We start from the raw sequence: 23,106 nt of genomic DNA, 5'->3' as shown, positions 1-23,106 counted from the left end.
TGTGGGGCTTGTACAGAACATTCTGGCGGTCATCGTCGTACTGGGGCTTCTGGTCACCTTTCACGAGTTCGGCCACTTCTGGGTGGCACGGCGCTGCGGCGTGAAGGTGCTGCGCTTCTCGGTGGGCTTTGGCAAGCCGTTCTGGTCAAAAACCGACCGTCACGGCACCGAGTTCGCCGTGGCCGCCATTCCACTGGGCGGCTACGTCAAGATGCTCGACGAGCGTGAAGCGCCGGTGCCCGAGGATCAGCTGAATCAAGCCTTCAACCGTAAAAGCGTGTGGGCGCGTATCGCCATCGTTGCCGCCGGCCCGATCGCCAACTTCCTGCTGGCGATAGTCGCCTACTGGGCGCTGTTCGTTGCCGGTACCACCACCGTCACGCCGCTGGTGGGTAACGTCGCCCAGGACTCGCCGGCGTATGAAGCGAATCTACCCGAAGGCGCCGAGATCACCGCCATCCAGGGTGACCCCATGCGCTCCTGGGAGGAAATCAACTTGAAGCTCGTTTCGCTGATCGGCTACAGCGGCGAGCTCACGTTCCAGGCACGCGAAAGCGAGGCGAGCCCGGCGCGCGACTACGCGCTGGCTGTGCAGAGTTATCTCGCCCGCCAGGACCCACCGCAACCGCTGGCGAGTCTGGGCATTACGCCCTGGCGCCCGGCGGTGCCCGCGGTGCTGGGCCAGGTGGTCGACGGCGAAGCCGCCGCCGAGGCAGGGCTCTTGCCCGGCGATCGAATACTGGCGGTGAACGACACCCCGGTCGAGGACTGGATGGCGTTCGTCGGCGTGATTCGCGACAGCGCCGGTGAGCCTCTGAACGTGCGCTTCGAGCGAGGCGGCGCTACTTCGACGCTTGCCTTGACCCCGGCGAGCAAACCACTGGAGAACGGCGCCGAGGTTGGGTACATTGGCGCAGGGGTGGAGCAGATCGATTGGCCCGAGGCGCTCACGCGCGAGATTCGCTATGGGCCCATCGAGGCGATCGGGCAGGCGTTTTCGCGCACCGGTGAAATGATCGTTTTGACCGTCGATGCGATCCGCAAGATGTTGGTGGGGCTCATTTCGCCGTCGAATCTCTCCGGGCCGATCACCATCGCGCAGATTTCCGGCGACTCCGCCCGGGCGGGCATGGAAGCGTTCGTTGGCTTTTTGGCGTACCTTTCCATCAGCCTTGGGGTGCTGAACCTGCTGCCCATCCCCGTGCTCGACGGCGGCCACTTGCTTTACTATTTCATCGAGATCGTGCGCGGCCGTCCGGTTTCAGAACAGGCCCAGGCGATGGGGCTGCGTATCGGGCTCGCCATGGTAGGGACGCTGATGATCATGGCGCTCTACTTCGATCTGATGCGCCTTTGGTAATGACGCGTGTAGCGCGTGGGATGCCTTGTCATCCGCCTGCACAAATGTATATGGTGCCTGTTTAACAACCGGCAGACCAACGCGAGCGAACTGACTGCATGAAAATCAAGACCCTTGGAATGGCGGCACTCCTGCTGGCGGCGGCCAGTGGCGCCCAGGCACAATCCTTTGACGTTTCCGACATTCGTGTGGAAGGACTGCAGCGGGTATCCGCCGCCTCGGTCTTCAATGCCTTTCCGGTCAGCGCCAACGACCGCGTCAGCGAGCAGCAACTGGCCGAGGCGGCGCGCAGCCTGTTCGCCACCGGCCTGTTCGACGACGTCTCGCTGGTGCGCGAAGGCGACGTGCTGGTCATTCAGGTGATCGAACGCCCGACCATCGCGCGGCTGAACATCACCGGCAACCGCGAAATCGCCGACGACGACCTGCGCCGCGGCCTGCGCCAGGCCGGGCTTTCGGAAGGCCAGGTGCTGCAGCTCTCCACGCTCGAAGAGATCCAGCGCGAGCTCGAGGGCGTCTACCAGGCCCAGGGGCGCTACAGCGCGACCATCCGCACCGACGTCCAGGAGATCGACCCGGGCCGCGTACAGGTCAACATCAACGTCAACGAAGGCGACGTGGCGACCATCCGTCAGATCAACATCGTCGGCAACGAGGCCTTCGACGACGACACGCTGCGCAGCGTGTTCGAACTCGAGGATCGCCCGGGGCGCTTTTTCGGCTGGTTTTCCAACGACGAGTACTCCCGCGAGGCGCTGGCCGGTGACATCGAGCGACTGCGCTCGTTCTATCTCGACCGTGGCTACGTCAACTTCGACGTTACCTCGACCCAGGTCTCCATCGGCCCGGACCAGACCGATATCTACATCACCCTGAACGTCGACGAAGGCGAGCAGTACCGGGTGGGCAACATCCGCTTCGCCGGCGACCTTCAGATCAGCGAAAACGAGGCGCGCCAGCTGCTCGAGATCCAGAGCGGCGACGTTTTCTCCCGCGGCCAGGTCAACGCCTCCACCGAAGCGCTGCGCAGCCGCCTGGGCGCCGAGGGCTTCGCCTTCGCCGAGGTGCGCGGCGTGCCGGAACCCAGCAATAGCGGCGACACCGTCGATCTGGTGATTGCCGTCGAGGCGGGCCAGCGCGCCTATGTGCGGCGTATCGAGTTTTTGGGCAACACCACCACCCAGGACGAGGTACTGCGCCGCGAGATGACCCAGATGGAGGGCGCTCCCGCCTCCACCGAGTCGATCACCCAGTCGCGCCAGCGCCTCGAGCGGCTTGGCTTTTTCAGCCAAGTGGAAGTGGACACCCAGCCGGTGCCCGGCCAGCCGGATCTGCTCGACGTGACCTACAACGTCGAAGAGCAGCCCTCGGGTTCGGTGTCGGCGAGCGTGGGCTTCTCGCAAAGCGCCGGTATCATCTACGGTGTGGGGCTTGCCCAGAACAACTTCCTCGGTACCGGTAACCGGGTCAATGTCGGCGCCCAGCGAAGCGACACCTTCACCAGCGTCAACTTCGCCTTCACCGATCCTTACTGGACACTGGACGGTATTTCGCGCGGCTACAACGTCTTCTACCGCGAAACCGACTACGCCGACTCGGATATTTCGACGTTCTCTACCGACGCTTACGGCGCCGGCATCAACTTCGGCTACCCGGTCAGCGAGCTTTCCAGGCTCAACTTCGGCGCCAGCGTCGAGGACCTGACGGTCAAGACCTACTTCGACACCGCTTCGGAAATCCGTCGCTACGTCGAGGACCAGGGCGACGATGCGCAGAGCCTCAAGCTCACCGCCAGTTGGACGCGCAACAACCTCAACCGCGGCATCATGCCTACCGCCGGTAACTACCAGCGCCTGTCGCTGGAAACCGGCGTACCGGGCAGCGACGCCGAGTACTATAAGGTGCGCGCTCGCGCTCAGCAGCTCTTCCCGGTCAACGAGGAAGAGACCTGGGCGCTGAAGTTCACCGGTAACCTCGGCTACGCCGATACCCTGGGCACCAACGACCCCTTCCCGTTCTACGAGAACTTCTACGCCGGTGGCCTTGGCTCGGTGCGTGGCTACACCTCCAACACTTTGGGTCAGCGCACGACACCTGCGCGTGAGGGCGGCCGCGACCGCACGCTCGGTGGTAACGTGCTGGTTGAGGGTAGCGCCGAGGTGCTCTTCCCGCTGCCCTTCGTCGAGGATCAGCGCTCGATTCAAACCTCGCTGTTCGTCGATGCCGGTAACACCTTCCTCGACTCCTGCTACGCCGTGCTCGACGAGGACGCCGGTCGTCAGCGCTGCAGCTCCGGCGTGGATCTGGGCGATCTGCGCTACAGCGCGGGTATCGGCCTTTCCTGGCTGACGCCGGTGGGGCCGCTGACCTTCAGCGTCGCCGAGCCGCTCAACGATGAAAGCGGCGACGATACGCAGTTCTTCCAGTTCTCGCTGGGTCAAACGTTCTAATGTGCGCTGCCGCCGGCAACGGCGGCGAGCCGCGGGCCAGTTCTCGATGAGGAGTTACCATGCGTAAATTGACGGCAGCCGTGTGTCTTCTGGGGGCTTTAGCGCTTCCCGCTTACGCCGCCGAAGTCGCCGTGCTCGACTGGCGCGCCGCGCTGATGAACACTCAGTCCGCCCAGGCCTCCTTGAGCCAGCTCGAAGGCCAGATTGGCAGCCAGCAGCGCGAGGCCCAGAGCCTGGGCAACGAGCTGCAACAGCTCCAGCAGCGGCTGCAAAACGAAGGTGACACCATGGGCCAAGCCCAGCGTGACGGCCTGGTTGCCGAGCTGCAGCAGAAGGGCAGCCGCTTCGAGCAGCTGCGCCGCGAAGTGCTCCAGGCGCAGCAGAACTCCGAGCAGCAGTTCCTGCAAAGCGCCGAATCCAAGCTCGAGCAGGCGGTCGAGCAGGTGCTGGCGCGGCGTAACATCGACGTGCTGGTCGAGCCTCAGGGCGTGCTTCACTCATCGACGGATCTGCCCAACGTCACCAACGAAGTCACGCAGATCTTCGATTCTCTCTAACTCAATCGATGAGGGTGCGGCCGGCCCGCACCCGCGCACTTGTGGGCTCCCATGACGCACGCTTCTCACACCATCACGCTTGCCGATATCGCTCGCCACCTGGAGATCGCCTTCGACGGCGACGCAAGCCGGCCCATTCGCGGATTGGCCACGCTCAAGGAAGCCGAGCCCGACCAGATCGCCTTTCTAGCCAACCGCGCCTACCTGAAGGACCTGGCCACTACCCGCGCCGCCGCGGTGCTGCTCCACCCGGAACACGGCAAGAACTGCCCGGTGCCGAAACTCGAAACGCTAAATCCTTACCTGGCCTACGCTCGTGTCTCCCAGCTCTTCGACCCGCTGATCGCCCGCGAGTCGCCGGGGATCCATGACACCGCCGTCATCGCCGATGACGCCATCCTGGGTGAAGGTGTGTCGATCCAGGCTCACGCGGTGATCGAGTCCGGCGTGACCCTGGGCGACCGGGTGGTGGTGGGCGCGGGTAGCGTGGTGGGCGCGGATACCACGATCGGCGAGGGCTCGCGGCTTCACGCCAACGTCACCGTCTGCCACGGCTGCGTGATCGGCAAGCGGGTGATTCTGCAAAGCGGCTGCGTGATCGGCGGCGACGGCTTCGGCTTTGCCCACGACGGCGCCGGCTGGCACAAGATCGCCCAGCTCGGCGGCGTGGTGCTCGGCGACGACGTCGAAGTGGGCAGTTGCTCGAGCATCGACCGCGGGGCACTCGGCGACACGCTGATCGGGCGCGACGTCAAGATCGACAGCCAGGTTCAGATCGCTCACAACGTTATCATCGGCGATCATAGCGCGTTGGCGGGATGCGTGGGCATCGCCGGCTCCACCCGAGTGGGCAAGCACTGCATGCTGGGCGGCGGGGTGGGGCTTTCCGGGCACCTCACCATCTGCGATGGCGTTCAGGTCACCGGCATGAGTCTCGTTACCAACTCGATCAACGAGCCGGGCGTGTACTCATCCGGCACCGGGGCGATGAACAACACCCAATGGCGCAAGAACGCGGTGCGTTTCAAACAGCTCGATGAGCTTGCCAAGCGCTTGAACAAATTGGAAAAAAATCACCGCAGCGAGTAAGCGGCGATTTATCCCCGCGCCCCCGGTGGTTCCAGGGCCAAGGGCGAGGGTATAATTTCGCACCTTTTGCCGGCCCCGCGCCGGCATCTGCCCGATACGCAATCGGGTTTTTTGTCTTTTTCGAGGTCGTCACGATGGTTATGGATATTAACGAGATTCGCGAATACTTGCCCCACCGCTATCCGTTTCTACTGGTGGATCGAGTAACGCAGTTGACCGTGGGTGAAACCATCGTCGCGTTCAAGAACGTCAGCATCAACGAGCCCTTTTTCAACGGCCACTTTCCTCACCACCCGATCATGCCCGGCGTGCTGGTGATCGAGGCACTCGCCCAGGCCTGCGGCATTCTGGGCTTCAAGACGGTCAACAAGTTACCCGCCGACGGCTACGTCTATTATCTCGTCGGCAGCGACAACGTGCGCTTCAAGCGCCCGGTGATGCCCGGCGACCAGCTGCGCCTGGAGGCCAACGTGATCAAGGGCAAGCGCGGCATCTGGAAATTCGCTTGCAAGGCGACGGTCGATGGCGAACTTGCCTGCGAGGCGGAAATCATCTGTGCCGAGAGGAAGGTCACTTGATACATCCAACCGCACTGGTCGACCCCAAGGCGCGCCTGGCCGACGATGTCGAGGTTGGCGCGTTCACGGTGATCGGCCCTGACGTCGAGATTGGCGCGGGCTCCGTGATCGGCTCCCACGTGGTGCTCAAGGGGCCCACGGTGCTGGGCGAGCGCACGCGTATCTTCCAGTTCGCCTCCGTGGGTGAGGAGTGCCAGGACAAGAAGTACGCCGGCGAGCCGACGCGGCTGGTGCTCGGTGACGACAACGTGGTGCGCGAAGGCGTGACGCTGCATCGCGGCACCGTCCAGGATCGCGGTGAAACCACCATCGGCTCGCGCAACCTGTTCATGGCCTACGTTCACGTCGGTCACGACTGCGTGATCGGCAGCGACTGCATTCTCGCCAACCAGGTGACGCTGGCCGGCCACGTCAACGTCGGCGACTTCGCGATCCTCGGCGGACTCTCCGCGGTGCATCAGTTCTGCTACTTCGGCGACTACGCCATGGCCGGCGGCGGCTCGATCATCACCAAGGACACCCCGGCCTACATGATGATCAACGGTAACCCCGCCGAAGCGCGCGGGCTCAACCTGGTGGGGTTGAAGCGCCGCGGCTTCAGCCGCGAGGCGATCAACGCACTCACCGCCTGTTACAAGCTGGTCTATCGCCAGGGGCTGACCGTCGAGCAGGCCGTAGAGCAGATGCGAAGCCGCTTCGATCTCGACGAGGTCGAGCACTTCGCTCACACGATCGAGCGCTCCACCCGCGGCATCGTCCGCTAGCCTGAACCCGCCGCGTGGACTTCTTGCCGCGCGGCTCTCAACGTCACAGGAATGTCGAGCATGACGCTTGCGCGTGTCACTCTCGTCGCCGGCGAACTCTCCGGCGATCTGCTGGGCGCCGGTCTGATGCGCGAGCTGCGCGCGCGCCACCCGAACGTCGAGTTTCGCGGCATCGGTGGGCCCTGCATGGAGCGTGAAGGGCTCGAAAGCCGCTTTCCGCTGGAAACGCTTTCGGTGATGGGGCTGGTCGAGGTACTCAAGCACCTGCCGGAGCTGGTTCGCGTGCGCCGGACGCTGTTCGAGGAGACACTCAACTGGCAGCCGGACGTGATGATCGGCATCGACGCCCCGGACTTCAATACCGGCCTCGAACTCAAGCTGCGCCGCGCCGGCATTAGAACCGTCCACTACGTGAGCCCCTCGGTATGGGCCTGGCGCCAGGGGCGGGTGAAGAAGATCGCCCGCGCGGTGGACGCCATGCTTACGCTGCTGCCGTTCGAGGCCGACTTCTACCAGCGCCACCGGGTGCCCGTCGCCTTCGTCGGCCATCCGCTGGCCGACGAAATGCCGCTTGCCAACGACCGTTTGGCGGCGCGCAGGGCGCTGGCGCTGGACGAGCAAGCGCCGCTGCTGGCGGTGCTGCCGGGCTCGCGGGCCAACGAAATCCGCTTCATGGGGGCGACGTTTCTCGACGCCATCGAGACGCTCTGCCAGCGCTATCCGGCGCTTGGCGTCGTCATACCCGCCGCCACGCCGGCCCGTCATCAGGAGCTTGCCGCGCTGCTCGAGGAGTACCCGGCACTGGAGGAGCGGGTGACGCTGATCCAGGGCCGCGCCCGCGAGGCGATGGTGGCAAGCGATGCGGTGCTTTTGACTTCCGGCACCGCTGCGCTCGAGGCGATGCTCTGCCACCGGGCGATGCTGGTGGCCTACAGGATGGCGCCGGCGACCCACTGGCTCGCCAAACGGCTGGTCAGGACGCGCTGGATCTCGCTGCCCAATCTGATCGCCCAGGAGGCGCTGGTGGGCGAACTCATCCAGGACGAAGCCTCGCTTGATGCGATCGTCGAGCAACTCGATGCGCTGCTCGGCGACGCCCCCGCCCGCGCCGCACTGGAGCAACGCTTTGCCGAGCTGCATGCCACGCTCATGCGCGATGCCAGCCGTCGCGCGGCGCTCGCCGTCGAAGCAGTCGCGGCGGGCCGCGCGCTTCCCGAGGAGACGCCGAATGGCTAAACGCACGCACGCCGACTACCCGCCGCTGGTGATTCCCTATACGGGCGAGCTACTCGCCGGGGTCGATGAAGTAGGGCGCGGCCCGCTGGTGGGCAGCGTCGTTGCCGCGGCGGTGATTCTCGACCCGGCGCGGCCCATCGAGGGGCTTGGTGACTCAAAGACCCTGTGCGCCAAAAAGCGCGAGGCGCTCGATGCGCTGATCCGCAAGCACGCGCTTTCGTTCTGCGTCGCCGAGGCGAGCCCCGCCGAGGTCGACGCGCTCAACATCTTTCACGCCACGCACCTGGCCATGCGCCGGGCGATTGACGGACTCACGCCCCAGGCGGAGTATCTGCTGGTGGACGGCAACCGGCTACCCGGCCACCGGCTTCCAGGCCAGGCGGTGGTGAAGGGCGACGCCCGCCATCCGGCGATCGCGGCGGCGTCGATTCTCGCCAAGGTAGCCCGCGACGCGCAGATGGTCGAACTCGACGCGCGTTATCCGGCCTACGGTTTTGCCCGCCACAAGGGCTACCCGACCAGAGAGCACTTGGCGGCGCTTGCCGAGCACGGCCCGCTCGAGTCGCACCGACAAAGTTTCGGGCCGGTCAAGCGCCTCCAGGCGCTGGTGTAGGCACACTCATTTTTCAGTGGTGAACCTCTTATGACGTCTCCCTTCGTTCATCTACGGGTGCACAGCGAATACTCCCTGGTCGACGGCCTGGTGAAACTGAAGTCGCTGGTCAGCACCACCGCCGAGCGCCAGATGCCGGCGTTGGCGCTGACCGACGAGACCAACCTGTTCGGCCTGGTGAAGTTCTACAAGGCCGCCCAGGGGGCCGGGCTCAAGCCGATCATCGGCAGTGACCTGTGGCTTGCCAATCCTCTTGATGCGGCGCACCCCTACCGCCTGACGCTGCTGGCGATGAACGACGTCGGCTATCGCAACCTCACCGAGCTGATCTCGAAAGGGTGGAGCGACGGCCAGCGCCAAGGCCGGGCGATTCTCGACAAGCAGTGGGTGCTCGAGCAAAGCGAAGGGCTGATCGCGCTCTCCGGCGGGCGTGAAGGCGACATCGGCCGCCATCTTCTGAGCGACCACGAACGCGAGGCGCGCGCGCTTTTAGAGGAGTGGCAAAGCGCCTTTCCCGACCGCTTCTATCTCGAGCTCATCCGCACCGGGCGCTCGCTGGAAGAGGCCTGCGTGCACGCAAGCGTCAAACTCGCTATCGAGACCGACACCCCGGTGGTAGCGACCAACGACGTGCGCTTTCTGGAGCGCGACGACTTCTGGGCCCATGAAACGCGGGTGGCGATCGGCGAGGGCAAGGCGCTCGACGACCCGCGCCGCGAGCGCCGCTATACCGAGGAGCAGTACCTCAAGAGCCCGGAAGAGATGGCGGAGCTGTTCGCCGACATTCCCGAGGCGCTCGAGAACAGCGTGATGATCGCCCGGCGCTGCAGCGTCGACGTGCGCCTGGGCGAAATCTTTCTGCCGGAGTTCGAGATCCCCGAAGGGCTGACCCAGGACGAGTTTTTCAGAAAGGTCTCCCACGATGGGCTCACCAACCGGCTCGACTTCCTGTTTCCGGTCGAGCGCTACCCGCGCGAGAGCGAGGAGTACCGGGAGATCGACGCGCGCTACCGAAAGCGGCTCGACTTCGAGCTCGACATCATCATCCAGATGGGCTTTCCCGGCTACTTCCTGATCGTGATGGACTTCATCCAGTGGGCCAAGGACAACGACGTGCCGGTCGGCCCGGGGCGTGGTTCCGGTGCGGGGTCGCTCGTGGCCTACGCGCAGAAGATCACCGATCTCGACCCGATCGGCTACGACCTGCTGTTCGAGCGCTTCTTGAACCCGGAGCGGGTCTCGATGCCCGACTTCGACGTCGACTTCTGCATGGAGAAGCGCGACCGGGTCATCGAGTACGTGGCGGAGCGCTACGGGCGCAACGCGGTGTCCCAGATCGTCACCTTCGGCACCATGGCGGCGAAGGCCGTGGTGCGCGACGTCGCCCGCGCCCAGGGGCGGCCCTATTCGCTTGGCGACAAGCTCTCCAAGCTGATTCCCTTTGAAGTCGGCATGACGCTCGCCAGGGCGATCGAGCAGGAGCCGGCGCTCAAGGAGTTCGTCGAAACCGACGAGGAGGCCGAAGAGATCTGGGAGATGGCGCTCAAGCTCGAGGGCACCACGCGCGGTACCGGCAAGCACGCCGGGGGTGTGGTGATTGCGCCGACCAAGCTCACCGACTTCTCGCCGCTTCTGTGCGAGGAGGATGGCTCCGGGCTGGTGGTCCAGTTCGACAAGAACGACATCGAAGACGCGGGGCTCGTGAAGTTCGACTTTTTGGGCCTTCGCACGCTGACGATCATCGACTGGGCGCTGGAGATGGTCGACAAGGTGCGCGACGCCGCAAACCAGGGGCCGCTTGACATCGACGCCATCCCGCTCGACGACGGCAAGACCTTCGAGATGCTCAAGCGCGCCGAGACCACGGCGGTGTTCCAGCTCGAATCCCGCGGCATGAAGGAGCTGATCAAACGCCTGTTGCCGGATTCGCTGGACGACATGATCGCCCTGGTCGCACTTTTCCGGCCGGGGCCCTTGCAGTCCGGCATGGTGGATGACTTCATCAACCGTAAGCACGGCCGCGCCGAGGTATCTTATCCACACCCGGATTACCAGCACGAGCTGTTGAAACCGGTGCTTTCCCCCACCTACGGCATCATCCTCTACCAGGAGCAGGTAATGCAGATCGCCCAGGTGATGGCGGGCTACAGCCTTGGTCAGGCGGACATGCTGCGCCGGGCGATGGGCAAGAAAAAGCCCGAGGAGATGGCCAAACAGCGCGCCGGCTTCATGGACGGGTGTGCGGCCAACGGCATCGACAAGGACCTGGCGGGCAACATCTTCGATCTGGTGGAGAAGTTCGCCGGCTACGGTTTCAACAAGTCCCACTCCGCGGCCTACGCGCTGGTCTCCTACCAGACCGCCTGGCTCAAGGCGCACTACCCGGGGCCGTTCATGGCCGCGGTCATGTCCACCGAAATGGACAACCTCGACAAGGTAGTGCCCTTGATCGAGGAGTGCCGCAACCTGGGGCTCACCGTGACGCCGCCGGACGTCAACGTCGGCGGCTACAAGTTCACCGTCGATACCGACGCCCGGGTGGTCTACGGGCTCGGCGCGATCCGCGGCGTGGGCGAGGGCCCGATCGGCGCGATCGTCGCCGCTCGCGAGGAGGGCGGGGCGTTCACGGATCTGTTCGACTTCTGCCGGCGTATCGACCCCAAACGCATGAACAAGCGTACCCTGGAGGCGCTGATTCGATCGGGGGCGCTGGATAATCTCGGCCCCAACCGGGCGGTGCTGTTCGCCGCCATGGAGGACGCGCTCAAGGCGGCGGCGCAGAACCACGCCAACCAGAGCGCGGGCATGCTCGACATGTTCGGCGACGCCTTCGCCCCGGCCGAGGAGGAGGAAGCATCTGACGTCTACGCCGAGTACCGCGCTGCTCGAGAGTGGTCGGACCGCGAGCGCCTGGCCGGCGAGAAGGATACGCTGGGGCTCTACCTTACCGGCCACCCGATCGACGAGTACGAGCGCGAGCTCAAACGCTTCGTCTCCACGCGCATCAGCGAGCTCAAGCCCTCCTGGGAGCCCCAGCGGGTGGCGGGTCTGGTGGTGGCGATGCGCACCATGAAGTCCAAACGCGGCGACACCATGGCCTTCGTCACCCTCGATGACCGCACCGGGCGCATCGAGGCCTCGATCTTCGGCGAGCTGTTCGATCAGCTCAAGGGCCAGAGCCTCGACGGGCAGGTGCTGATCGTCGAAGGCGACGTGTCCAGCGACGACTTCTCCGGTGGGCTCAAGCTTCGCGGCAAGGAGGTCACGCCGATGGTGGCGGCCCGGCTCAAGTACGGCCAGGGCGTGGAGATAGCGCTGGACGCCACGCGCATCAACGGCCGGCTCATCGAAAGCCTCCAGGCGTGCCTCGACCCCTACCGCGACGAAACCGGGCTGCCGGTGCATCTGCACTACCGCCACCGTGACGCCACCGGGTGGCTAGCGCTTGATAAAGCGTGGCACGTCACTCCGAGTGACGACCTTTTGCAGACGCTTCGCGACGTCGAGGGCCAGGTGGGTATCCAGCTACGCTACCGCTAACGCTTGGCGCGCGCCTTGCGCGCGCCGGTTAGGGTGCGATAATGCACGTTTGACGACGCGTTCACGACCACGTGTCCACAACGACTTTTTTTCAGGACGCTTACAGGCAGAGCCGATGAATCCCAACTATCTCGATTTCGAACAGCCCATAGCAGAGCTTCAGGCGAAAATTGAGGAGCTGCGCTTGGTAAGCTCCGACAACCAGGTCAACCTCTCCGACGAGATCACAAGGCTCGAAGAGAAGAGCCGCAAGCTGACCGAGTCGATCTTCAAGGACCTGACGCCCTGGCAGGTGTCGCAGATTTCGCGCCACCCGCAGCGGCCCTATCCGCTTGATTACTTTGCCTCCATCTTCACCGATTTCGACGAGTTGCACGGCGATCGCAACTTCGCCGACGACGCCGCGCTGGTGGGCGGCGTGGCGCGCCTGGACGACGCGCCGGTGATGGTCATCGGCCACCAGAAGGGGCGCGATGTGAAGGAGAAGGTGCGCCGCAACTTCGGCATGCCGCGCCCGGAGGGCTATCGCAAGGCGTGCCGCCTGATGGAAATGGCCGAGCGCTTCAAGATGCCGGTGCTCACCTTCATCGACACCCCTGGCGCCTACCCGGGCATCGACGCCGAGGAGCGCGGCCAATCCGAGGCGATCGCCTATAACCTGGCGGTGATGTCCCGGCTCAAGACGCCGATCATCTCCACCGTGGTGGGCGAGGGCGGCTCCGGCGGTGCGCTGGCGATCGGCGTTTGCGACGAGCTTCACATGCTCCAGTACGCCACCTACTCGGTGATCTCGCCGGAAGGCTGCGCCTCGATTCTGTGGAAGAGCGCCGAGAAAGCCTCGGACGCCGCCCAGGCCATGGGCATCACCGCCGAGCGCCTGAAAGAGCTCGGCTTCGTCGACGAGCTTATCAAGGAGCCGCTGGGCGGCGCCCACCGCCACCCGATTACCACCGCCGAGCGCGTCAAGCAGGCGCTCACCGAAAGCCTCGACCGGCTCAAGGATATGGATACCGAGACGCTGCTCGAGCGCCGCTATGAGCGGCTGATGAGCTATGGCGCCCCCACCGCCTGAGTCCCGGGCGAGCCTCGAGCGCTACTTGACCGACGCCCTGGCGCTGAGCGCGCCGGGGCGTACTCTTTGGGTGGCGCTCTCCGGCGGGCTCGACTCCTCGCTTCTATTCACCCTGGCCGCCGGCGTTTGTCGGCGCGCCGGGCGGCCCCTGAAAGCGCTTCACGTCAATCACGGCCTGCAGGCCTCTGCTGCTGACTTCGAGGCGCACTGCCGGGCGCTGTGTAACGCGCTCGGCGTGGCGCTCGAGGTGGCCTACGTCGAGGTCGTACTCGACGGCCGCGGGGTCGAGGGCGCCGCCCGCGTCGCCCGCTACCAGGCGTTCGCCGAACACGTGCCCCCGGGCGACACCCTCTGGCTCGCCCAGCACCAGAACGATCAGGCCGAAACCTTTCTGCTCGGCGCGCTCAGAGGCAGCGGCGTGCGGGGCCTGGCGGGCATGCCGGTAAAGCGCGTATGGCGCGGACGTGCGCTGGTGCGGCCCTGGTTGGATGTTCCCCGCGAGGCGCTGGAGCGCGTCGCGCATTCGCTTTCGCTCACCTGGTGCATTGACCCGACCAACGACGACCAGACGCTTGAACGCAACCGGCTGCGCCACGCGGTGATGCCCGTGCTCGGCGTCGGAGCGGCGGCTTCGCTTTCACGAAGCGCCGCGCTTGCCGGCGATGCCGATGCGCTTCTGGGTGAGTACGCCGCCGAGGATCTCGAGGCGCTGGCGCGTGGTTCCGGCTGTCTCGAGGTGAAGGGGCTTTGCCGCTACTCCCGCGCCCGCCAGCGGCTTCTGATCCGTGCGCTGTGTCAGGCGCTTTCGCTTCCCACGCCGCCGGCGGCGCGCCTTGAAGCGGTGATTGACCAGCTCGGCGCCTCCCAGGATGCGCAGGTGCGCGTGAGTTGGCCCGGCGCCGAGGCGCGGCGTTGGCGCGGCGGGCTTTACCTGATGGCACCGCTTTTGCCGCTACCGGATTGGCAGGCGAGCTGGCGCGGCGACACCGACGTTGCCACGCCCTGGGGGGCGCTTGCGGTTCGACTCGCCCCGGCGGCGCGCGTCACGCTGCGCTTTCGCCAGGGCGGTGAGGTGATCGACGTGGCCGGGCGCGGGCGGCGCGATCTCAAGCGCCTTTTGCAGGAGGCGGGGGTGCCGCCCTGGCGGCGTGAACGGGTGATCGTGGTGATGGCGGGCGAGCGCTGCCTGGGGGCGCTCGAATACCCCGGGCGGGTGCTGTGTCAGGCGCGCGGGGTCACGCTTACGGCGGCGTCAGACCAGGGTTAGTGCAAGCCCGGCGGCCTGCATCGCCGCCTGCTCCTGCTCGAGGTCGGTGCTCAGCAGGGTCGGCTCGTCGCTTGCCGGCAGCGTCAGGGTAAGGGTGTGCTCGCTTGCGTTGAGCGTGGGTACGGCGGGCGGCTCTTCCGGGCGCGAGTGGTTGAGCAGCACTGCCAGGCGCAGCAGGCGCGCGAGGCGAATCGCGCCGTCGCGCTGGGCCGGGGGCAGGCTCGAAAGCTCCTTGATCGGGAACTTGCGCCGGTGGGCGCGCACCAGGTGCGCCAGTAGCTGCTGCTCCGGGCGCGAAAAACCCGCCAGATCCGAGTGCTCGAGCAGGTAGGCGCCGTGGCGGTGAAACTGGCTGTGCGAAATCGCAAGGCCAATTTCGTGCACCAGACACGCCCAGTTCAGAAAGTGGCCTTGCTCTGCGGTGAGCTTCCAGGCGCGACGGACCTGGTCGAACAGCCGCTTGGCGGTCAGCGCGACGTTGTCGGCCTGGCGGGTGTCGACATCGTAGATACGCTGCAGATTGGTCAGCGTCTTTGCCCGGGTGTCCTCGGCGGTGTTGCGCCCGGCCATGTCGAACAGCACCCCTTCGCGCAGCGCGCCGTCGGCAAAGCGCATCTCTTTCAAATCGAAAGCCTCGAAGATCGCGCCGAGAATCGCCACACCCGCGGGAAACACCCGGGCGCGATCCGCCTTGAGGCCATCCAGCGCTACTTTATCGAGGCTCTTGCACTTGATCAGCCGCTCGCGCATCTTCCTGAGCCCGCTTCTGGTGATCACGCCTTCCTGGGGCGTGTCGCCGTAGGCGTGGATCACGCTGGCCGCGGCCTTGATGGTGCCGCTCGAGCCGACCGGATCCTCCCAGCCAAGCTTCAGGTAGGGCCGCTGAATGTGGGCCAGCTCGGAAAGCGCCGCGAGTTCGGCGCGGCGCATGCGTTTTTCCGAAAGCTCGCCGTCGGGAAAGTAGCGGCTGGTATAGGTGACGCAGCCCATGCGCAGACTCTCGAGCGCGCGGGGTTCGAAGGCTTCACCGATGATGAACTCGGTGGAGCCGCCGCCGATGTCGACGATCAGCCGCCGGCCGGTTTCGGCCAGCGCGTGGGCCGCGCCCAGGTAGATCAGCCGCGCTTCTTCGCGCCCGGCGATGATCTCGATGGTGTGACCGAGCTGCGCTTCGGCCTGGTCGATGAAGTCCTGACTGTTGGCGGCGTCGCGCAGCGCGTTGGTGCCTACGATGCGAAGGTGTTGGGGTGCGATATCGCTGAGAAACGGGGCAAAGCGCGCCAGACACTCGAGCGCGCGCTGCATCGCCTCTTCGCTCAAATGGCCGCTGTCGTCGAGCCCGGCGGCGAGCTGGACCTTTTCCCCCAGCCGCGCGACCACCTGGAGGCGCTCGTTGACGTAGTTGGCGACCAGCAGATGGAAGCTGTTCGAGCCCAGGTCGATGGCGGCCAGCCGCGTGGGCGCCGGATTCTCCAGAGAAGCGCTGGTGTCGGGCTCAGCGAGCGATATATCCTTCAACATGATCGTTCCTTCCAGTGGGCTACGCCAAGGTTGCGGTGCCGGTTGGCCGTTGTCAATTGCGAGGGGCTTGCGTTTAGCGCAGCGCTTGACTACCATCGAGTGACTGGCCTGCTCCCGGCTGGCTTGTTGGCCATTTCCAGCAAGCGATGATTCGGCACCAATGCCGTCTCATCAACGCCCGCCCGGATACTTCCAACTGGCCTGAATTCCAAGTCGTCAGAACCCGTTGACCGCGCTCACTCCTCGAGCGGGTCGAGACCAAGCAGCTTCCAAGCACCTTCGAGTCGAACCGCGCCTGCGCTTTTTTTGCCCGGGTGAATGCCGTTCGATTTGTTCCACGGGGCCTGAACGCACCACTGGGCGAACTATCACGCCTCCTGTCTTATTCCCGGCGCCTGGCGCCTGGCTTTCATGAGCAACGTTCTTACACACCGATGAATCTCACCGAACTCAAGCAAAAATCCGTTCCCGAGCTGCTCGATATCGCCCGCGAAATGGGAATCGACAACCTGGCTCGCTCGCGCAAGCAGGACATCATCTTCGCTATCCTCAAAAAGCACGCCAAGAGCGGTGAGGATATCTACGGCGACGGTGTGCTGGAAATTCTTCAGGACGGCTTTGGCTTTCTGCGCAGCGCCGACAGCTCCTATCTGGCCGGCCCGGACGATATCTACGTCTCGCCGTCGCAGATTCGTCGCTTCAACCTGCGCAAGGGCGACTCGATCTCCGGCAAGATTCGCCCGCCGAAAGAGGGCGAGCGCTACTTTGCGCTGCTGAAAGTCAGCCAGATCAACTTCGACCGCCCGGAAAACGCCAAGCACAAGATTCTCTTCGAGAACCTGACGCCGCTGTTTCCCGACGACCGGCTGCGCATGGAGATCGGCAACGGCTCCACCGAAGACTTGACCGCGCGGATTCTCGATCTGACCTCGCCGATCGGCAAGGGCCAGCGGGGCCTTCTGGTGTCGCCGCCGAAAGCCGGTAAGACGCTGATGCTGCAGAACATCGCCACGTCGATCACGCGCAACAGCCCCGAGTGCCATCTGATCGTACTGCTGATCGACGAGCGCCCGGAGGAAGTGACCGAAATGTCGCGCACCGTGCGCGGCGAGGTGGTCGCCTCCACCTTCGATGAGCCGCCGGCCCGTCACGTTCAGGTCGCCGAGATGGTGATCGAGAAAGCCAAACGGCTGGTCGAGCACAAGAAGGACGTGGTCATTCTGCTCGATTCCATTACGCGGCTGGCGCGCGCTTACAACACCGTGGTGCCGAGCTCCGGCAAGGTACTCACCGGCGGTGTCGACGCCCACGCGCTGGAGAAGCCCAAGCGCTTCTTTGGTGCGGCGCGTAACATCGAAGAGGGCGGCAGCCTCACCATCATCGCCACGGCCCTGGTCGACACCGGCTCCAAGATGGATGAGGTGATCTTCGAGGAGTTCAAGGGTACCGGCAACATGGAGGCGCACCTGGACCGCAAGCTGGCCGAGAAGCGCGTCTTCCCGGCGATCAACATCCGCCGAAGCGGCACCCGTCGCGAGGACCTGCTGGCCTCGGAAGACGAAATGCAGCGCATGTGGATTCTGCGCAAGCTGCTGAATCCGATGGAAGACACCGCCGCAACGGAGTTTCTGATCGATCGCCTTAAGGATACCAAGACCAACATCGAGTTCTTCGAGGCGATGAAGCGGCGCTAGATCCGGCTGGAAGTCACAGGGGACGGTTTTGAAATACAAGGATTTGCGCGATTTCATCGAGGCGTTGGAGGCGCGCGGCGAGCTCAAACGGGTCAAGGCAGAGGTGGATCCCTATCTCGAGATCACCGAGATCTGCGATCGCACTCTGCGCGCCGGCGGCCCGGCGCTTTTGTTCGAGAACGTCAAGGGCCACGACATGCCGCTGCTGGGCAACCTGTTCGGCACCCCACAGCGGGTGGCGATGGGCATGGGCCAGGACTCCGTCGAGGCGCTGCGCGAGGTCGGAAAGCTGCTGGCTTTTCTCAAGGAGCCGGACCCGCCCAAGGGCTTGAAGGACGCTTGGGAGAAGCTGCCGATCTTCAAGCAGGTGCTGAGCATGGGGCCCAGGGTGGTGCGCAAGGCCCCGGTGCAGGAGGTGGTGTTCGAAGGCGACGAGGTCGATCTCGACCAGCTTCCGATCCAGCACTGCTGGCCCGGCGACGCCGCGCCCCTGGTCACCTGGCCGCTGGTGATTACCCGTGGCCCGAACAAGAAGCGCCAGAATCTCGGCATCTACCGCCAGCAGAAGATCGGCAAGAACCGCCTGATCATGCGCTGGCTTTCCCACCGCGGCGGGGCGCTGGACTTTCAGGAGTTCCAGAAGGCCCATCCCGGCGAGCCCTATCCCGTGGCGGTGGCGCTCGGTGCCGACCCGGCGACGATTCTGGGCGCGGTGACGCCGGTGCCGGACTCGCTCTCCGAGTACGCCTTTGCCGGGCTTTTGCGCGGCTCGCGAACCGAGCTGGTCGCCTGTCACCACGCGGATCTCGAAGTGCCGGCCTCCGCCGAGATCATCCTCGAAGGCTTCATCTACCCGGACGACACGGCGCCGGAAGGCCCCTATGGCGATCACACCGGTTACTACAACGAGGTCGACACCTTCCCGGTGTTCACCGTCACGCGGATGACCCGCCGGCGTGACGCCATCTACCACTCGACCTACACCGGGCGCCCGCCGGACGAGCCGGCGATTTTAGGCGTGGCGCTCAACGAAGTGTTCGTGCCGATCCTCAACAAGCAGTTCCCGGAAATCGTCGACTTCTACCTGCCGCCGGAAGGGTGCTCCTACCGCATGGCGGTGGTGACCATGAAAAAGCAGTACCCCGGCCACGCCAAGCGCGTGATGATGGGGGTCTGGAGTTTCCTGCGCCAGTTCATGTACACCAAGTTCGTGATCGTGCTCGACGACGATGTCGACGCGCGCAACTGGGAAGACGTGATGTGGGCGATCACCACGCGCATGGATCCGGCCCGCGATACCGTGATGGTCGAAAACACGCCGATCGACTATCTCGACTTCGCCTCGCCGGTCTCCGGGCTTGGCTCGAAGATGGGGCTCGACGCCACCAACAAGTGGCCCGGTGAAACCGATCGCGAGTGGGGCACGCCGATTGTCATGGATGAGGCGGTCAAGGCGCGGGTCGACGAGCGCTGGGAGTCGCTGGGTATCGGTATCGAGCTTCCCGCCCCGCGCCACGGCGGCTAGCGCCGGATGTTCAAGATCCATTCTGAGATTTCATGTAGTCGCGTTTTTTAAAAAGAGGCATCAATGAGCACGAGCACGCTGACTCCCCACGGGGAGACGATCACCTGCCGCATTACCGACGTTCGGGAACTGAGTCGTGATGTGCTCGGGGTGACGCTCGAAGGCGACCCGGCGGCCATCAATCATCTGCCGGGCCAGTATCTGGAACTTGCGCTCGACGACCGCACCTGGGTGCCGTTTTCCATCGCTAGCCACTCGCGCGGCGACGGCGTGATCGAGCTGCATATTCAACACCGCCCGGAGCGGCAGAATTCGGCCCGGCTGCGCGAGCTTCTAACGCTCTCTGGCGAGTTGACCGTGCGCCTGCCCGGCGGCGAAAGTGTGCTCGACTCGCAAAGCGACCGGCCGCTGCTGCTGATTGCCGCCGGTACCGGTTTTGCCCAAATGAAGGCCATCGTCGAGGCAGTGCTCGCCGAGCAGCCCTCGCGCCGGGTGTTCATCTGGTGGGCGGCGCGCGAGCATCGCGACCTGTACGCCGAGCAGCTTGCCAGCGACTGGGCGGCGCGCTTCGATAACGTGCATTTTCATGCGGTCACCGAGCTCGAACTCGACCAGCCGCTTCTGAAAGGGCCGCGTATTGCCCACTATCAGGGGCGTATCGACGACGTGCTGGAACGGGCGCTGCCGAGCCTTTCCATTGAAGGCGAGCCGGTCGCGGCCAACGAGTGCGATATCTACCTCTCCGGCTCGCCGGGCATGGTCTACGCCTGTGTCGACGTGCTCGAGGCTCACGGGGCCGACCCGGAGCGGCTCTATTCCGACGTGTTCGCTTACGCGCCGCGTCGGCCTGCGTCGTGACGGTTGTCATTTGCCGCGAATGCAGGCAGGATTGAACCCGAACGTTTATCGAACCTGACACCGCAAAAGGCCGGATATCACCATGACGCTTTCGACTCGCTCGCTGACAACGCTTTCGACGCCCCGCGCGTTGGGCGTTGCTGCGTGCGCGTTCGGTTACGGCTTCTATTGGTTTATATCCGGTATGTCGCGGGCTGGCGCCTAGCCAGGCCCCGCAGGCATACCAACCGGGTAGCCTGCCGACACCAAAAGCCCCGGCGGGAGTACCCGCCGGGGCTTTTGCGTTTCAGGCGATCATAGGCGTCATCATTCATCGTCACATTGATCAGGGAGACTCACCATGACCGCACTCAACGCTACCTTTACCGGTTTCTATCCACGGTATCGGAGCGCCTGGCGATTTAGCGTCGCGCGGTCGGTGCAGGCAGCCACCTCCGACCGGGCCAACCTGGGTGGCACCCTACCGAGTCGATGTCCCTTGATCCATGAGAGTTAACGCCATGAATGCCCCGATGACCACCGCCCGCCGCGCCGAACATGCAACCCACGACGGCGCCACGCCCTTGCCGCTCCCTGGCGAGCTGTTGAAGCGTATCCACGTCGACGCCGATCTGGCCGCCCGCCTCGACGATCAGCGCCAGGCGGTCCAACGCATCCTCGAAGGCGAGGACAAGCGCCTGCTGGTCGTGGTCGGCCCCTGCTCGATCCACGACCCGGACGCCGCCCTCGAGTACGCCGACCGCCTGGCCGCGCTGAGCGAAGAAGTCCGCGATCACGTGCTGCCGGTGATGCGCGTCTACGTCGAAAAGCCGCGCACCACTGTGGGTTGGAAGGGGCTCGCCTACGATCCGGATTTGAACGGCGAAGGCGACATGGCTAAAGGGGTGACCCGCTCCCGGGAACTGATGCACGCGGTTGCCGCGCGCGGTTTGCCGGTGGCCACCGAACTTCTACAGCCGATGCTCGCGCCGTATCTCGAGGATCTTCTAAGTTGGGTGGCGATCGGCGCGCGCACCACCGAGTGCCAGCTGCACCGGGAGCTTGCCAGCGACCTGCGCGCCGCGGTGGGCTTCAAGAACGCCACCAGCGGCGACCTGCAGGTCGCGATCGACGCCATGCAGGCCGCCGCCCACCCCCACCAGCGCTTTGCCCAGGACGACCAGGGCCGCCCGATCATGCGTCAGAGCGCCGGTAACGCCCACACCCACGTCGTGCTGCGCGGCGGCCATGGTGAGCCCAACTACCAGGCGCGCCACGTGCGCGACGCGGTTGGCCGTCTTCAGGCGGCAGGGCAGAACCCGCGGCTGATGGTCGACTGCAGCCACGCCAACGCGCGCAAGGATCACCGCCGCCAGAGCGAGGTCATGCTCGATGTGCTCGACCAGCGTCTGGAAGGCGAGGCGAACCTGGTCGCGCTGATGCTCGAAAGCCACCTGTTCGAAGGCAAGCAGGCGCTTACCCCCGGCGCGCTTCGCTACGGCGTCTCGGTGACCGATGCCTGCGTGGGCTGGGACACCACCGAACACCTGCTGAAAACCGCCGCCGAGCGGCTGGCGTGATACTCCCGCTAACGCCTTGACGCACCTACGCGCAGGGCCCGTAGCGCTTTGGCGAAGCGGGCCCCGCGCGATGAAAAAACCTTTCAAACCCGCGAAATCGACACTACGCCATTGGTCTGGTTAAGGGTGAGCCCTGGTGAACCAGCCCTGAAAACGCATTACAGTGTGCAGGATGTACGATGTATTACCTGATGTTCAAGGCAGGCGGGATTGAAAGCATCATGCACACAACCACTAGAATGGCAGGGATTTTACTGATGAGCGCGACACTCTTCGGGGCAGGCCAGGCGGCTCAGGCGCAGACCTACGTTTATGTCTCCAACGCCGCTGACGGCGCGATTACAAGCTACGCCCTGGACCGCACTGCGGGTACTCTGGAGCCGCTGAAGACGACCGCCGCCGGCGACAACGTCATGCCCCTGGCGATCAGTCCCGATAAGCAGCACCTCTACGCGTCCCTGCGCAGCGCGCCGTATCGCATCCTGAGTTACCGCATCGACAGGGAAACGGGAAAGCTGACCCAGCAGGGTAGTGGGGCGCTGCCCGCCAGCATGCCCCATATCGCAACGGATCAGAGCGGCGCCTATCTGTTTGGCGCCTCCTACTCCGACAACCTGGTCAGCGTCAGCCCCATCGATGAATACGGCGTCGTTCAAAACGCGCAGCAGACGCTCGAAACCGGCCGCAATGCGCACGCGATACACGCCTCGCCGGACAATCGCTACGCCTTTGCCACCAGTCTGGGGGATGACCGGCTCTCGCAGCTGCGCTTCGATGCCGATAGCGGAGAGCTTTCGTCGAACGACCCCGGCGTCTTGAAGACCCAGAACGCGACCGGCCCGCGTCACTTCGTCTTTTCACCCAATGGCCGCTTCGTTTACCTGCTCGGCGAATTTTCCGGGGCCGTCACCACCTACGCTTACAACGCCGACACCGGCACGCTGACTCACATCGCCACCGAGCAGGGTATTCCGGCGTCGCTGAATCTCGCCCGGGGTGCGGCGCGGGAAACGATCGACGAGAGTGATAAAACGCCGCGCATCTGGGCCGCGGATCTTCATATCACCCCGGACGGGCGCTACGTTTACGCCTCCGAGCGTACCAGCAGCGTCATCACGACGTTCGAGGCCGACCCCGAGACCGGCGAGCTCACTTACCGGCATCACCAAACGGTAGAGAAGCAGCCCCGCGGATTTCAGATCGATGACTCGGGGCGCTACATGGTCGTCGCTGGGCAGCTCGACGATCGCGTCGGTCTTTACCGTATCGACCCGGAAAGCGGCGAGTTTACCCGGATCGACGACGCGCCCACCGGCAGGGACGCCAACTGGGTCGAGATCGTCTCGTTCGATACGCCTTGAATAAGAGCGCGCCATGACTTGTATGCCGCGGCCACTCTCTTATGATGGTGGCTATTTCAACG

17 protein-coding genes are annotated in these 23,106 nt (G+C 64.8%); 16 read left to right on the top strand and 1 reads right to left on the bottom strand.

Going from position 1 to position 23,106, the window contains the following annotated elements; all coding sequences use genetic code 11:
* Window position 1: 1 nt before the first annotated feature.
* The 11 genes from rseP to tilS all read left to right on the top strand — a co-directional run bounded on the left by rseP (window position 2) and on the right by tilS (window position 14,526).
* Entirely contained in the window at window positions 2–1,360 is a 1,359-nt protein-coding gene (gene rseP / locus ACGK9R_RS14720) for an RIP metalloprotease RseP (protein WP_394582573.1), read from the top strand.
* Window positions 1,361–1,458: 98 nt separating this feature from the next.
* On the top strand, window positions 1,459–3,810 hold the full coding sequence (bamA, locus tag ACGK9R_RS14715) for an outer membrane protein assembly factor BamA (protein WP_394582571.1): 2,352 nt from the start codon (window positions 1,459–1,461) through the stop codon (window positions 3,808–3,810).
* A gap of 59 nt (window positions 3,811–3,869) precedes the next feature.
* Window positions 3,870–4,367, top strand: a complete 498-nt coding sequence (locus ACGK9R_RS14710; protein ID WP_394582569.1) for an OmpH family outer membrane protein — start codon at window positions 3,870–3,872, stop codon at window positions 4,365–4,367.
* Between the two features lie 51 nt (window positions 4,368–4,418).
* Window positions 4,419–5,456 (top strand): UDP-3-O-(3-hydroxymyristoyl)glucosamine N-acyltransferase, encoded by a 1,038-nt coding sequence (lpxD, locus tag ACGK9R_RS14705; RefSeq protein ID WP_394582567.1) that lies wholly within the window; start codon window positions 4,419–4,421, stop codon window positions 5,454–5,456.
* A 134-nt stretch (window positions 5,457–5,590) separates the two neighbouring features.
* Window positions 5,591–6,034 (top strand): 3-hydroxyacyl-ACP dehydratase FabZ, encoded by a 444-nt coding sequence (fabZ, locus tag ACGK9R_RS14700; protein WP_394582565.1) that lies wholly within the window; start codon window positions 5,591–5,593, stop codon window positions 6,032–6,034.
* Entirely contained in the window at window positions 6,031–6,798 is a 768-nt protein-coding gene (gene lpxA / locus ACGK9R_RS14695) for an acyl-ACP--UDP-N-acetylglucosamine O-acyltransferase (RefSeq protein ID WP_394582562.1), read from the top strand. Before fabZ ends, lpxA begins: the two co-directional genes overlap by 4 nt.
* Window positions 6,799–6,858: 60 nt before the next feature.
* Window positions 6,859–8,034 carry a lipid-A-disaccharide synthase gene (gene lpxB, locus ACGK9R_RS14690; protein WP_394582560.1) on the top strand — a complete coding sequence of 392 codons (1,176 nt, stop codon included), beginning with the start codon at window positions 6,859–6,861 and terminating at the stop codon, window positions 8,032–8,034.
* Window positions 8,027–8,647: a ribonuclease HII gene (rnhB, locus tag ACGK9R_RS14685; protein WP_394582558.1), complete on the top strand. Its 621-nt coding sequence runs from the start codon at window positions 8,027–8,029 to the stop codon at window positions 8,645–8,647. The genes lpxB and rnhB overlap by 8 nt, the downstream gene beginning before the upstream one ends.
* 30 nt (window positions 8,648–8,677) lie before the next feature.
* Window positions 8,678–12,187, top strand: a complete 3,510-nt coding sequence (gene dnaE, locus ACGK9R_RS14680) for a DNA polymerase III subunit alpha (protein WP_394582556.1) — start codon at window positions 8,678–8,680, stop codon at window positions 12,185–12,187.
* Window positions 12,188–12,302: 115 nt separating this feature from the next.
* Window positions 12,303–13,259: an acetyl-CoA carboxylase carboxyltransferase subunit alpha gene (locus tag ACGK9R_RS14675; protein ID WP_394582554.1), complete on the top strand. Its 957-nt coding sequence runs from the start codon at window positions 12,303–12,305 to the stop codon at window positions 13,257–13,259.
* Window positions 13,240–14,526 carry a tRNA lysidine(34) synthetase TilS gene (gene tilS / locus ACGK9R_RS14670; protein ID WP_394582552.1) on the top strand — a complete coding sequence of 429 codons (1,287 nt, stop codon included), beginning with the start codon at window positions 13,240–13,242 and terminating at the stop codon, window positions 14,524–14,526. The genes ACGK9R_RS14675 and tilS overlap by 20 nt, the downstream gene beginning before the upstream one ends.
* Here the strand turns inward: tilS and ppx are convergent.
* Window positions 14,512–16,047, bottom strand: coding sequence for an exopolyphosphatase (gene ppx, locus ACGK9R_RS14665; RefSeq protein ID WP_394582550.1), 1,536 nt, complete (start codon window positions 16,045–16,047; stop codon window positions 14,512–14,514). The two genes, tilS and ppx, sit on opposite strands and share 15 nt — an antisense overlap.
* A gap of 434 nt (window positions 16,048–16,481) precedes the next feature.
* Here ppx and rho point away from each other — a divergent pair, with 434 nt between their 5' ends.
* The 5 genes from rho (at window position 16,482) to ACGK9R_RS14640 (ending at window position 23,044) form a co-directional block, all read left to right on the top strand.
* Window positions 16,482–17,741 carry a transcription termination factor Rho gene (gene rho, locus ACGK9R_RS14660; protein WP_394582548.1) on the top strand — a complete coding sequence of 420 codons (1,260 nt, stop codon included), beginning with the start codon at window positions 16,482–16,484 and terminating at the stop codon, window positions 17,739–17,741.
* A gap of 28 nt (window positions 17,742–17,769) precedes the next feature.
* Entirely contained in the window at window positions 17,770–19,266 is a 1,497-nt protein-coding gene (ubiD, locus tag ACGK9R_RS14655; RefSeq protein ID WP_394582546.1) for a 4-hydroxy-3-polyprenylbenzoate decarboxylase, read from the top strand.
* Window positions 19,267–19,329: 63 nt separating this feature from the next.
* The gene (locus tag ACGK9R_RS14650; protein ID WP_394582544.1) at window positions 19,330–20,124 is read left to right on the top strand and encodes an FAD-binding oxidoreductase; all 795 of its coding nucleotides are present in this window, start codon (window positions 19,330–19,332) and stop codon (window positions 20,122–20,124) included.
* 500 nt (window positions 20,125–20,624) lie between these two features.
* Window positions 20,625–21,683 (top strand): 3-deoxy-7-phosphoheptulonate synthase, encoded by a 1,059-nt coding sequence (locus tag ACGK9R_RS14645; RefSeq protein WP_394582542.1) that lies wholly within the window; start codon window positions 20,625–20,627, stop codon window positions 21,681–21,683.
* 257 nt (window positions 21,684–21,940) lie between these two features.
* On the top strand, window positions 21,941–23,044 hold the full coding sequence (locus ACGK9R_RS14640) for a lactonase family protein (RefSeq protein ID WP_394582540.1): 1,104 nt from the start codon (window positions 21,941–21,943) through the stop codon (window positions 23,042–23,044).
* Window positions 23,045–23,106 lie beyond the last annotated feature (62 nt).

The organism is Halomonas sp. HNIBRBA4712 (assembly GCF_043558675.1).
In the GTDB taxonomy this organism is placed as follows: domain Bacteria; phylum Pseudomonadota; class Gammaproteobacteria; order Pseudomonadales; family Halomonadaceae; genus Vreelandella.
Note: the sequence above shows the minus strand (reverse complement) of the source record. Positions and strands in the feature narration are given on the sequence as shown.